This is a genomic window from Snodgrassella alvi wkB2 (assembly GCF_000600005.1).
GTDB lineage: Bacteria > Pseudomonadota > Gammaproteobacteria > Burkholderiales > Neisseriaceae > Snodgrassella > Snodgrassella alvi.
In genome coordinates this window covers 969,247-983,123 of the sequence record NZ_CP007446.1, presented here as the reverse complement: position 1 = coordinate 983,123, position 13,877 = coordinate 969,247, and the positions used below count along the sequence as shown (strand labels likewise).

Sequence of the window (13,877 nt, the reverse complement as noted above, 5' to 3'; positions counted from 1 at the left end):
TTAAAATCATCACTTTAATAAAATACTTGTACATAATATAGGGTTACATTTCATATTGATATAAAAAAACGCATATACAAATATGCGTTTAAAAAATCTATTCAAAACAAACTTATTCTAAAAGGACTATCCATCCAGATGGCTATTTTGCGGAGCCAGTACAGTGCGATTGCCATTTCCTTCAGCAGCAGACACGATACCTTCTGCTTCCATCTGCTCAACCAAGCGCGCGGCACGGTTATAACCGATGCGCAATTGTCTTTGTACAGAAGAAATACTTGCCTTACGAGTTTTGATTACCAGCGCCACTGCTTCATCATACAGAGGATCAAGCTCATCATCGCTACTGCGAGACGATGCATTGCTGAACATATCATCATCACTGACCCCGGCTGTTAAAATATCATCAATATATTGGGGCTCACCAAACTGTTTCAGATAATGTACTACACGATGCACTTCTTCGTCGGCAACAAAGGCCCCATGTACACGCTCTGGATAGGCAGTACCCGGCGGTAAGAACAGCATATCACCCTGTCCGAGCAAGTTTTCAGCACCCATCTGATCAAGAATGGTGCGACTGTCTACTTTACTGGATACCTGAAAAGCAATACGGGTTGGAATATTGGCTTTTATCAGTCCGGTAATAACATCTACACTGGGACGCTGGGTAGCCAGTATCAAATGGATACCAGCAGCACGGGCTTTTTGCGCCAGACGTGCAATAAGTTCTTCAATTTTTTTGCCGGCTGTCATCATCAAATCGGCAAATTCATCAACAATCACAACAATAAAAGGCAATTTTTCCAGTGGCTCAGGATTATCCGGCGTAAGTGAGAACGGATTAAACAGTTTTTGATTGCGTGCACCTAGCTCGGCAATTTTCTGATTGAATCCGGCCAGATTACGCACACCGGCATGACTCATCAGCCGGTAGCGTTTTTCCATCTCGTTTACGCACCAAGTTAGCGCATTAGCAGCCAGCTTCATATCCGTAACCACGGGCGCCAGCAGATGAGGGATACCTTCATAAATGCTCAATTCAAGCATTTTCGGATCAATCATAATCAGGCGTACATCTTCAGGTGTAGCTTTAAATAGCATAGACAAGATCATGGCATTAACACCTACCGACTTACCAGAGCCTGTTGTTCCGGCTACCAAAAGATGTGGTGCTTTAGCCAAATCCGTTACCACAGGCTGACCGGTAATACCCTGACCAAGAGCCAGCGTCAGTTTTGAACGGGATTGCTGAAATACCGAAGCTGAAAAAATCTCACTAAGACGAATAATCTGTCGTTTGGGGTTAGGTAATTCCAGCCCCATACAGGTTTTACCAGGAATCGTTTCAACTACCCGGATAGAAGCAAAGCCCAGACTGCGTGCTAAATCTTTTTCCAGATTAACTACCTGACTTCCGCGAACACCCTGTGCCGGTTCAATTTCATAACGAGTAATAACCGGGCCGGCAAATGCATCGATGACGCGAACTTTAACCTTAAATTCAGCCAGTTTTTCTTCGATGGTGATACCATTTTCCAGCAAGGTTTCTTCACTCTGTTGTGCTGCGGGATCATAATATGGTGGTAATAATAAATCCATCCCCGGCAGCATAGGTTTTAACTGTGGTTTATGCACCGGTGTGACAGCTGCTGTCTTATGCAAAGCTTTTTGCAGTGCCATACCGATAGCAGTTTGCGATGACTGAGCACTATAGTCTTTTTGTTCTGTGGGTAGTGACTGCCGGTTATTTCGTGTAACTACTCCAGCGCTTTCGACAACCGGTACAGATTCAGTCTGTTGTTTATCTGTTTTAATTACTTCAACATGATTAACAACTTCCGAACTGCCTTGTGGTTGAGTTTCAATATTTGGCAAAAATGCAGATATATCTGTATTAGCTTCTTCTTCGTTGTAATGTTCATGCAAAGGGAAATAATCTGGTGTTTCTGTCTGCTCTTCAATTTCAGCAAAAAATGGATCTTCTGTAGCCAATACCGGAGTTTCTGCCACAGCAACATCTCCATCACAATCATCAGACAGATAGGGAGTGTTTCCAATACTAAAATCAGAATTCTCATAATAAGAATTTTCTGAATTATTATTGACAGTTACTGCCTGCTTTACTGTTGGCATATTCTGAGAATAATGAAACTGACTTCTTCTCGGGCGCAGATTTTCAGTAAAATTTTCATTCTGCTGCTGTACTGGCTGCTGATTAAAAGAATCGCTATAGTCAACATTACTGCTGGTGTAATCTTCTGCTACAGGATGATTTCCAGCCGTAACTGTAGTAATAGATGTTGGCGGCATGGAATGAAAAGGTGTAAATCTTGTTGACAGTGGTGCCTGTGCACTGCCGGCAGCATCTGTAAAACCTTTGTCTGCAGACATATCAGCAACTGGTGCTGTCATTTTTACTGTATGGCTTTTACCGATACGTGCAGCTGCCGGAATAACACTTTCTCTGACTACCGGTCGCTGAAATTTCTGTCTGTTTACCGGTGAATCGGTTTTGGCCAGATTCGCATATATTTCATCTTCAGCTATTACCGGTATGCTATAACCAGAATTAAACTGCTGGGCATTCTCGTTATGGCGCTGTCTTGCCAATCGCTGACGCAGCAGATTCAAACGAATATCTTCTTCGTTAATAATTTGCACGCCATTATGTTCTCTCCCGAGTCTATGCTCATGAACTGACTGCTCAGGAATAGTAGTTACAGAATGCGGCAAGTGCGAAGGAGCACCAACAGAATTACCGAGTTTGTGATGAGTAGCCTGTTGTAAATCATCCAAATCAAAATTTTTTAATGCCCGGGCTTTTAACAAAGCAGCCTGTTCGGCTTTAGTACGCGAACGAACTTTATTTAATATCGGATCATCGACTGTAATTTCTTTCGCATTGTGATTGCGCTGCTGATTCTGACTGTTTAAAGGTTTGTACTGCCATTTAAGCTGAATAACTTCAAGAGCAGGCGCCTGTTCACTAACCGTATCAGTAAGCGGATGAGTTGCCACTTTACGGGTAGCTTCTGCCAGAGTAATTACTTCCAGATTTTTATCCGGAGGGAACACCACAGCGGTTTCAGCATGCTCATCACTGGTAATCAATATGTTTTTATCTGTCTGATCATCATTATCGATATCAGTCTCTTCGTCTGTATCCGGCAGGATATTTTCTTCGGCCACAGCTTCGGCATGAATATCATTACCATCGGCTGCATCTTCTTTTAAAGATTTAAACAATTTGACCGGGAACAAAGGGTTATCCTTTATTAGCGGCAATTCATTATCAGTTTCGGCTATATCTTGTAAATTATCTCCATTTTCACTGACTGTTTTATCCGTTTCACTTTTTACCGGTATAGGGGCGGATTCGATAACTGTAATCTGAGGAGTAACCGGTTCAGATTCCGATTTTTCAGTTTGTTGTTCTGGCTGACAGCTCTCACCAGTACTATTAGCCGGTACAGCCGGGTGAATTTCTTGATGATTATTTATAGTATCTATTGCTTCAGATTCAGTCTTTGGCAACTCTGCTTCTGACGGTTGTTCTTGTTGCACTGAACTTTGAACTGTCTGATTGCGCTGTACAAGCTTTTGTGCCAGATAAAAAATACGGTTTTTCAAAGAAGGTCTGGCAAACTTCAATACCGGAAACTGACCTGCCTGAAGCCGGTTTTCATAGCGGGTCAGATAGGTCAGTTCCAGTTGCCATTTGCGTTCCTGAATATTACGCCACCAGAATAAAGCGCCTATAGCAATAATTAACAGTATTAATACAATCCACCACATACGTGTTCACGCTGCCTTATGGTTAATATCTGGTTAACAGACTATTTTTATTATTAATGCGACAAATTGACTTCTATATTATCAATTAAACGGGTAGTTCCCAAAATTGCAGCAGCCAGAATAACCAGATTTTTATCGGATATCTGAGCCTTTGTCAGTGTTTGTGCCTGCCTGATTTCAATATAATCAACCTGCCATCCATTTTGTTGCAAATAAGTTGCGGCACTATTTTCCAAAGCCGAAAAGTTAGTATTTCCCAGCTTAATTGCATCGGCAATATTTTGTAACTGTGCAGACAGCTGTGCTGCCTGTACATGCTCCTGTGCCGAAAGATAACCATTACGGCTGGATAAAGCCAAACCGGTTTGTGCACGTTCAATTTCTACCGGAATGATTTCTACATCCATATTCAGATCCTGAACCATGCCTTTTATCACAGCCAGTTGCTGATAGTCTTTTTTACCAAAACAGGCAACATCAGGTTGAACAATATTAAACAATTTAGTTACTACTGTCGCCACACCGCGAAAATGCCCCGGTCGGCTGCGCCCGCATAACTCATTCTGGATTGCCGGCGGTTCAACAAAATAACTCTGCACACCATTTGGATAAAGCTCGCTTTCATCGGGTGCAAATACCACATCGGCACCAGCTGCTTTAAGCTTTTCTACATCCTGCTCTAAAGTACGCGGATATTTATCAAAATCTTCCCCGGCACCAAACTGTATCCTGTTAACAAATATACTTATTACCACTGAATCAGCATAAGCTTTAGCTGTACGTACCAGTGACAAATGACCTTCATGCAGATTACCCATAGTCGGTACCAGGGCTACACGTTCAGCCTGCCTGCGCCATGAACGCATTTCAGCAATGGTATGTATTATATGCATAAATTATCCTGTAAAACTAAAACACACATAATTTATATACTGTTAATAAATGTCATGTATATGTGAGGGTGAAATTATAACACTGCAAACCTACATTACAGAGTATCTATAAAGCTTGTGTCATCATTTAAATATGTTACTATCAAACCAGACATGGCAGTAAGGATGCGTATTATCAAATGTAAATTTTTGTATAGAACATATTTCCTAGCCAATTAACCCATCTAAACTCAAGGAGCATTTATGAAAATCAAACACTGGTTCGCCGCTGCGGCCATGTGCTCTGCACTGGTGCTAACGGCCTGTGGCGGAAGTAAAAATAATTCAGAATCTGCATCTGTACCTGCAACTACACAGTCTGGTGCCGATAAAACTTATATTGTGGGCACAAATGCCGAATTTGCCCCTTTTGAGTCACGCACCGCTGATGGTTCACTTACCGGTTTTGATATTGACTTGCTTACAGCAATGGCTAAAGCCGGTAATTTCAAAATACAGTTTAAAGACCAGCCCTGGGATGGTCTGTTTGCCAGCTTGAATAATGGCGATTTAGATATAGTAGCTTCCGGGGTAACCATCACTGATGAACGTAAACAAAGTATGACTTTCAGCGATCCGTACTTTGATATTTCTATGATGGTACTGACACCAAAAGCAAAAACCTTTCATTCTCTGGCTGAATTAAATAATATGCAACGCGTAGCTGTTGCAAGTGGTCAGACCGGTGATCTGGCAGTTCAGAAGATACTTGGTGCCCAAAGTACCAAAATTGCCCGTTTTGACAGTGTACCTTTAGCCATTAAAGAGCTGGAAAATGGCGGAGTTGAGGCCATGGTATCAGATGGTGCTGTTATCAGTAATTATGTTAAAGCCAACGGTGCTGATAAATTTACTATTAATAAGGTACCGGAATTCGGTGTAGACCATTATGGATTCGTGGTACGCAAAGGTGATACAGCCACAGTAGAAAAACTGAATGATGCATTGAAAAAAATTCGTGCCAGTGGCGAGTACGACAAAATTTACGCCAAATACTTTTCCAACTAAATCTTTCCCTGCCTTTTCAGGCAGTATTCATGATAAGCCTGTTATTTAGCATAACAGGCTTTTTTCATTAAACAATAATGTAATCTGCTCTGCGGTATTTATTATCACTTTTTACCTCCTGATTTGGCTTTTATCTGGCAAGGTTCTAAAATAATCGTTTCCTTTAAAATAATACAAAACAGATATGAGTTATCGGATAACTGTTTTACCGGCAAGTGAAACTTTTTACGCAAAACAAGGGGAATCACTGCTTAATGCGGCTATTGAAAACGGTATTATGCTGCCGCATGCCTGTAAAAGTGGCTGTTGTGGTGCCTGCAAGGCGCAACTGACCGAGGGCAAAACTACTGAAATCAATTCACAGGCGGCCTTGAACAGTAAAGACAGCACTCAGCAGGATATTTTATTATGCTGTCAGAGTGCTGAAAGTGATATAACACTTTATCTACCCAATTATCAGGGTAAAAATAATCAGCCGGTTCAAACGCTGAATGCGCGGATTGATGATATTCGCTACTGTGCCAATGTAGCCATTGTTACCCTGAAACTGCCGCTAAAAAAACAGTTTAACTTTACAGCCGGACAATATGTCGATATTGTTCTCGCTGATAATTTACGCCGCAGTTACTCTATCGCCGGTTTTAATACCGATACTCGTCAACTGGTTATTCATGTCCGCCGCCATACGGGTGGTGTTTTTTCTGAACAATTATTTGACGGACGGCTTCAGCAAAAAGATATTATTCACATTCACGGACCTTTAGGCAGCTTTCAACTGAGTAAACAGCAAAAACCATTAATTATGCTGGCTTCTGGTACTGGTATTGCGCCAATTGAAGCTATGCTGAATACTTTGGCTGAACAGCAATACCGGCAGGCTATCCATGTATACTGGGGAGTAGCCGCAGAAGAAAATTTGTACGATGCTGCCTTATTGGACAATCTCTGCGCCGAATTGGTACAGGCAAAGTGGACTGCGGTACTGTCCCGTCCAGAATCAGCCTGGAAAGGAGCTCGAGGGTATGTACAGGATATTGCTTTAAATGATTATCCTGACATGAGCAACCATGAAGTATATGCATGCGGACATCCGCAAATGATTGCCAGCGCACAATCCTTATTCCTCAAACAGACTGCTCTGGCAGAAACAGCTTTCTTTGCCGATAATTTTACTCCTGCATCCTGAGTTATTTATGAAACTGACACCTCGTAAACATTATCTGCTGATGATTGTGTTATTACTTATTTACAGTCTGGTAATGATTTATGCGCTGGCTTATCCGCCGAATCCTAACCGGATTATTGAAACCTGGCTGCTTATGCTGCTTTTACAGCGTTTCTTCCCGAGTATATGGCGCTGGCTGATGTGGTTAAGTGCGATTATTATTCTCTTATACCACCCTACTGCTACTCTGTATGGCCGGCCAAGTTTCGGCATTGTTGCTTCGTTATTAAGCACAACCGCCAGTGAAGCAAGTGAATATATTGGTGCTATTCCATGGCACACTTATCTTGCTACTATTTTACTGGCTGCCGTTCCGCTGTTTATTGTTCGTTTCAATCATCAAGCCGCAGCACCTCGCTGGCGTTTTTACTGGAGTATTCCGCTGGTACTGATTCTGATGGTAATGACAGTACAGACAGCACGTAAGGGCTATACAACCGGTGGTTTTGCGTTGCGCGCACAGCCGGTGGAATTTTTAGCAGATGCCTATCTGAAACCACGAGCCTATTTTGCTGAACTGGCAAAAATGAAGCAGGATTTAGCCAAACCTGACAACTGGCAAATCAGCAGTAGCCATCAGATTTATCGTAACTATGTACTGATTATCGGCGAAAGTGTACGTGCAGACTATATGCATCTGTATGGCTTTAAATATGCAGATACACCATTTCTGGATAAACATGCCAATATTGTTATGGATAATATGCTGTCTGCCGGACCCAACACACCTATTTCATTATTACACGGCTTAACGCTAAGCCATGGCAAACCTTTCAGCATTCAGAATAATATTATTACTCTGGCTAAAAAAGCCGGTATGGATACTGTCTGGTTATCTAATCAGGGGGCTCTCGGACAATACGATACATCAATTTCCACTATTGCTCATCAGGCAAATCAGGTGACTTTTCTGAAAACAACCGGATACGATTTTGGTATACGCAGCTTTGATGATCAGCTTATTGCACCGCTGCAAAAAGTTTTAAATCAGCCACTGCCTGCGAATCGGTCACGGCTGATTGCGCTGCATATCATAGGTTCTCATCCTAATCCGTGCGACCGTCTTCCACAACCAGCGCATCACTATGTCGATAATAACAACAGTAACTGCTATATTGACACTATCCGGCAGACAGACAATTTACTAAGTCAGATATATAGTGCATTACAGCACAGCGGTCAGCCATTCAGTATGTTGTATTTCAGCGATCACGGTTTAAGTCACGATAAAAACAGTTATGAAAAAAACAGCCTCGTGCGTTCTGAAAGTATTCTTCGTCATAATGATCACTTCTATCAGAACTACCACGTACCATTAGTGATTATCAGCAGCAATGAAACCGGACAATTACGTAACAAAGCACGGCGCAGCGGTTTAGAATTGCTGGATGGAGTTGCACAATGGCTGGGAATCAGCACCCCGCAACTGCCGTATAGTAAACAATTTTTCAGTGAAACGGACAGTACTCAGCTAGAGGTTCTGGATCTCAATCAGCGGTTACAACCTGTAGATAAGCTGCAAAACGATCCTCTCCCTGCACAATTGCAGTGACAATTACATAAAAAAACAATCTCTCTGTTTTTTTACAAAGCAGAGAGATTAAATTTTTCAAATAATTTCAGATTAAAGCTTTACATTTGATATGAATCAAAACACTTCTGAACAAAAACATTATAATGAATTTACTTTGATTGGTTTCCTCTTGATGTGTGTGTTTAAGTGTGGCTCTTCGCCACACTTTTTTTTATCTTAATTTTGACATTCTTAACATAATTATTCAATTGTTACTGATTCAAATTTGTTCTGATCAGCTTCCTGAGAATCCGCAAAATCCAGTACTACTTCATCTGACTGCGGAAGATAATCTATAAGCACAGCACCGCCCTCACTTAACCTTCCGAACAGCAATTCATCTGCCAGCAATTTACGGATACGTTCCTGTATCAGACGATGCATCGGACGCGCACCCATTGCTGCATCAAAACCATTTTTAGCCAGAAAAACACGCAGAGCCGGTGTAAATTCTGCCACAACCTGTTTAGACAATAACTGCTGTTCCAGAGCCAGCAAGAACTTATCAACCACTTTCGCAATAATTTGTTCATCCAATGCCTTAAATGGAACAATAGCATCCAGGCGATTGCGAAATTCAGGAGTAAAAGTATTCTTAATAGCAATCAAACTGTCAGACTGTTCACGCTGACCGGTAAATCCAAGATTCGGTCTGGCAAGCTCGGCAGCACCTGCATTAGTGGTCATAATGACAATTACATTACGAAAATCCGCACTACGTCCATTATTATCTGTGAGTTTGGCATAATCCATCACTTGTAACAGCACATTAAATACATCAGGATGGGCTTTTTCAATTTCATCCAGCAGTAACACACAATACGGCTGTTTATTCACCGCGTCAGTTAACAATCCACCCTGCTCGTATCCAACATAGCCCGGCGGTGAACCAATCAAACGCGAAACTGCATGCCGTTCCATATATTCAGACATATCAAAGCGTAGTAATGGTAAATCCAGCAACTGCGCCAGCTGTCTGGCAACCTCAGTTTTACCGACGCCGGTAGGCCCGGCAAACAGAAAACTGCCAATCGGCTTATCAGCCGGTTTCAAACCGGAACGAGCCATTTTTATTGATGCAGCCAGTACATCAATAGCCTGATCCTGTCCAAAAACTTTTGCTTTCAGGTTATCGGCCAGAAAACGCAATACCTGCTTATCATCATGAGAAACAGCAGTTTCCGGAATACGTGCCACCTTAGCGACAATAGCCTCAATCTCAGCCCGTCCGATAACTTTACGCTGTCTGGATTTCGGCTGAATTTTTTGTGCAGCAGCTGCCTCATCAATGATATCAATCGCCTTATCAGGCAGAAATCGCTCGTTTATATAGCGTGCGGATAACTCAGCAGCAGCCTGTAATGCTGCACGGGTATAACGTACCTGATGAAAGTGCTCAAATGCCGGACGTAAGCCCTGCAATATCTGTACCGTTTCCGGTACGGAAGGTTCTACTACATCTATTTTCTGAAAACGCCGGCTTAATGCATGATCCTTATCAAAAATAGTACGGTATTCCTGATACGTAGTGGCACCAATACAGCGCATACTTCCTTTAGCTAACGCGGGCTTAAGCAGATTGGATGCATCCATTGTCCCGCCGGACACACTGCCAGCTCCGATGATGGTATGAATTTCATCAACAAACAACACAGCTTTATCCAGCTCACTTAATTCTTTGATTACTGCTTTCAGGCGTGCTTCGAAATCACCACGATATTTGGTACCGGCCAGCAGTGCGCCCATATCCAGAGAAAAAACTACTGACCCCTTAATAGATTCAGGTACCTTTTCATTCACCAGCAGATAGGCCAGTCCTTCTGCCAGAGCAGTTTTACCTACACCAGCCTCACCTACCAGTAATGGATTGTTTTTGCGCCGTCGACACAATGTCTGAATCAGACGCTGCATTTCTTCATTGCGTCCGATTAACGGATCAATACGTCCGGCCATTACCTCCATATTAAGATTCACTGTATACAGTTCGAGTGCTTTTGCCTCTGCTTTGGCTGCTTCTGTTTCATTATTCTGCTCGGTATTTTTATCCTGAGAAAAACGATGATTACCCAGTGTCAGATATCGCAGCACATCCAGACGGGTTACTGATTGCGATTCAATAAAATAGACAGCATGACTGTCTTTTTCCGACATTATCGCAACCAATACATCAACCGGCGTTACCTCTCCTTTTGCCTGAGCCGCACGTACATGCACGATAGCCTGCTGTAAAACCCGCTGAAAACCCAGTGTAGGCTGTAATTCAGACTGTTCCAGCTCATTATCCGGCAAAACCGGAGTGTTTTCATAAATACTCTGTTGTAACTGTTTAGCCAGCAAATGATTGTCTACACCCACAGCCTGTAATACTTCACTAACATCTTCACTTTGTTGCAACAGGCCGAGCAATAAATGTTCCACTCCAATAAATTCGAAGGCACGGCTACGAGCCTCGGCATAAACATATTGCAGAATTTTTTCAAGCTGTGCCGAAATCATATCCGACCTCCTGACAAAGTAACGTTATCAATAGCGACTGCAACCAATTTTATTCACTTGTATAAACAACATGAAGCATACACGATAAAATTCAAGTAGCGCCCGCAGAACTAATATTTCACCCGTAATTACCCAAACAGGCAATTCAGGCCTCTTCTACCAAACACTGTAAAGGAAAACCGGCTGCTTCCGAGCGTGACAAAACCTGATTACATTTTGTTTCTGCAATATCTTTTTGAAACACACCGCATATCCCGCTGCCTGATTCATGCACCATCAGCATAATAGCTATGGCCTGCGTATGTGGTAAATGAAACACATCCATTAAAATTGCAATTACAAAGTCCATTGTCGTGTAATCATCATTCAGCAAAACCACTTTATAGCGCTTTGGCGGCATTATCATGGATTTCTGGCTCTGGCTAACAATTTGTATCTTCGAATTTGACATTGTCTATTAATCTACATGTATCTGTGGGTTTTTAGTAACGGTTTTAATAATTTTATCATTTTTCGGTAAGCTTGCTTGACGTTAGTTCTTAACCTATGTAAAAAGACTACTTAACAAGTCAGACATAGACTGCCAGACAAACTGTTGTACAGTCGTTCACTATTTTTTTGGCCTTTTTGTGTCGTAAACTTGTTCTTTATTTTGTTTTTTATGTATAGGAAGTTTCATGGCAACTGGTATTGTTAAGTGGTTTAACGACGCTAAAGGTTTTGGTTTTATTACCCCAGATGAAGGTGGCGAAGATTTGTTTGCACATTTCTCTGCAATCAACATGAATGGTTTCAAAACCTTGAAAGAAGGTCAACGTGTATCTTTTGATGTGACCACCGGTCCAAAAGGTAAACAAGCGGCTAATATTCAGGCAGCTTAATCTTAGCCGGTTGTCCGGTTAGTCTAAAATAGCGGCAAAAGCCGCTATTTTCTGTTTGAAATTGAAGAAATTGTCTTTTGCAGGATAATGATCTAAATATTTATCTGTATCATTAATCTCTATTTAACTGGCCGTTGATATTCAGACAGTTAATATTCCTGCACGTAATTTGTCCTGAAATTCCTGTATCTGAATTGATATATTTCTTACTGAAACTATCTTAGAAGACAGAATTAATATCCAAATACAAAAACCGCAGCAATAAACAAGCTGCGGTTTTTTACAGGATAAATCGTTTAAATAATCTATCAGGACTGAACAGATGATTTAGCCGGTAACAGCAAATTAAGCACAATCGCCAGTAAAGCGCACAGACCCACACCAGCAAAAGCCATCGTACCAATCTTCACAACCATACCACCGATACCGACAGTTAGTACGGAACTGACAATCACCAGATTACGCGGTTCCATCAAATCCACTTTGGCATCAATCAGCGTTTTCAAGCCTAATGAAGCAATAGTACCAAACAGCAACAACATAATCCCGCCCATTACCGGCAACGGAATAGAGCTGAGAAAAGCATTAAACTTACCAAAAAAAGCCATAAAAATTGCAAAAACGGCTGCCCAGGTCATAATTACCGGATTACTGTTTTTAGTAATCATCACCGCGCCGGTAACCTCTCCATAAGTAGTAACCGGAGGGCCGCCAATCAGACCGGCCACACATACACCCAAACCATCACCCAGCAAAGTCCGATGCAAACCGGGGTCTTTGACATAATCGTGGCCTGTTACCTTACCAATCGCCATGATTCCGCCAATATGCTCAATAGCTGGTGCGATAGCTACGGGCAGCATAAACAGTGCAGCCTGCCAGTTAACCTCAGGTGTAGCGAAATGCGGCACAGCAAACCAGGGTGCCGCTGCCATGGCACTGGTATCTACCATACCGGTAAATAAGGCCATAATATAACCGGCAGCCACACCGATCAGAATCGGAATCAGCCGCATCATTTTGCTGCCGAATACTGTAACAATAACCGTTACAGCAAATGTGAAACCGGACAAAAATAATGAATGAGCGTAATCAACCACCTGCTTATCACCGGATCTGCCCATAGCCATACTGCTCGCTACCACAGCCACCGATAAACCTATCACCATAATCACCGGACCAATGACCACTGGTGGCAGTAAACGATGTACTGAAGCCAGACCGCGCCATTTAATTAATGCGGCAAAAACAAAATACATAAAGCCGGCAGCAAACAGACCAAACATAGTTGAACTAAGTCCCCATTCCTGCATGGCATAAATAATCGGTGCAATAAACGCAAAAGAGGAACCAAGATAAATCGGTACTTTACGTTTAGTACAAAGTTGAAATAATAAAGTACCTATACCTGCACCCATTAATGCCAGTGCCGGATTCAGCCCTGTCAGCAACGGTACCAGAACCATAGCACCAAATGCTACAAACAGAATTTGCGCGCCGGCAAGCGCGAGTTTCAAATGGTGTCCCACCCTGACACTCCCGATAAATAAACAAAACCCTGTATTATAATATAGGACGTTATAAAAAATAGTTATAGTTTGTCGCCGTCAGGCTAAAACTTGAATATTTTAATTAATCGTTAAAACAGCAGTTTAATTGTAAATTTAAAAAATAATCACTAAAAGGGCTTGCACGATTTAATTTTATTGCGCATAATGCGCTCCTCTTTCGCCGGCATAGCTCAGTTGGTAGAGCAGCTGACTTGTAATCAGAAGGTCCCGAGTTCGACTCTTGGTGCCGGCACCAGTTAAAAACAAAAAAGCATAATCTCAGGATTATGCTTTTTTGTTTTTAACGACCATCTACTCTTCTGAATTTTTATTAACAAAATAAGTTAATACTTATGAGTGATTATCACTCATGTCTGCCTCTAAAAAATCAATCAGTAATTACTGAACTTTCGT

The 13,877-nt window shown here is 42.0% G+C and carries 9 protein-coding genes and 1 tRNA gene; 5 read left to right on the top strand and 5 right to left on the bottom strand.

The genetic code is table 11. From position 1 onward, the window contains the following. Positions 1 to 126 precede the first annotated feature (126 nt). Both SALWKB2_RS12515 and panC read right to left on the bottom strand, forming a co-directional pair. Positions 127 to 3,798 (bottom strand): DNA translocase FtsK, encoded by a 3,672-nt coding sequence (locus tag SALWKB2_RS12515; RefSeq protein ID WP_025330486.1) that lies wholly within the window; start codon positions 3,796 to 3,798, stop codon positions 127 to 129. Positions 3,799 to 3,851: 53 nt separating this feature from the next. Continuing rightward, complete coding sequence (gene panC, locus SALWKB2_RS04485) at positions 3,852 to 4,691, bottom strand: pantoate--beta-alanine ligase (protein ID WP_025330485.1); 840 nt, start codon at positions 4,689 to 4,691, stop codon at positions 3,852 to 3,854. 243 nt (positions 4,692 to 4,934) lie between these two features. Here panC and SALWKB2_RS04480 point away from each other — a divergent pair, with 243 nt between their 5' ends. From SALWKB2_RS04480 to SALWKB2_RS04470, 3 genes are all read left to right on the top strand, one after another. Continuing rightward, entirely contained in the window at positions 4,935 to 5,738 is an 804-nt protein-coding gene (locus tag SALWKB2_RS04480) for a basic amino acid ABC transporter substrate-binding protein (RefSeq protein ID WP_025330484.1), read from the top strand. A gap of 184 nt (positions 5,739 to 5,922) precedes the next feature. Then, entirely contained in the window at positions 5,923 to 6,924 is a 1,002-nt protein-coding gene (locus SALWKB2_RS04475) for a 2Fe-2S iron-sulfur cluster-binding protein (protein WP_025330483.1), read from the top strand. Between the two features lie 7 nt (positions 6,925 to 6,931). Beyond that, complete coding sequence (locus SALWKB2_RS04470; RefSeq protein ID WP_025330482.1) at positions 6,932 to 8,515, top strand: phosphoethanolamine transferase; 1,584 nt, start codon at positions 6,932 to 6,934, stop codon at positions 8,513 to 8,515. Between the two features lie 222 nt (positions 8,516 to 8,737). Here SALWKB2_RS04470 and clpA read toward each other — a convergent pair whose 3' ends face one another. Further along, positions 8,738 to 11,032, bottom strand: coding sequence for an ATP-dependent Clp protease ATP-binding subunit ClpA (clpA, locus tag SALWKB2_RS04465; protein ID WP_025330481.1), 2,295 nt, complete (start codon positions 11,030 to 11,032; stop codon positions 8,738 to 8,740). A gap of 145 nt (positions 11,033 to 11,177) precedes the next feature. Further along, positions 11,178 to 11,483 (bottom strand): ATP-dependent Clp protease adapter ClpS, encoded by a 306-nt coding sequence (gene clpS, locus SALWKB2_RS04460; RefSeq protein ID WP_025330480.1) that lies wholly within the window; start codon positions 11,481 to 11,483, stop codon positions 11,178 to 11,180. Positions 11,484 to 11,709: 226 nt separating this feature from the next. Here clpS and SALWKB2_RS04455 point away from each other — a divergent pair, with 226 nt between their 5' ends. After that, a complete protein-coding gene (locus SALWKB2_RS04455; RefSeq protein ID WP_025330479.1) occupies positions 11,710 to 11,913 on the top strand; it encodes a cold-shock protein in 204 nt (67 codons plus the stop codon). A 308-nt stretch (positions 11,914 to 12,221) separates the two neighbouring features. Here SALWKB2_RS04455 and SALWKB2_RS04450 read toward each other — a convergent pair whose 3' ends face one another. Continuing rightward, positions 12,222 to 13,442 (bottom strand): uracil-xanthine permease family protein, encoded by a 1,221-nt coding sequence (locus SALWKB2_RS04450; protein WP_038648796.1) that lies wholly within the window; start codon positions 13,440 to 13,442, stop codon positions 12,222 to 12,224. 201 nt (positions 13,443 to 13,643) lie between these two features. On the opposite strand from SALWKB2_RS04450, the gene SALWKB2_RS04445 reads away from it, so the two are divergent. Continuing rightward, positions 13,644 to 13,719, top strand: a tRNA-Thr gene (locus tag SALWKB2_RS04445). Positions 13,720 to 13,877: the final 158 nt, after the last annotated feature.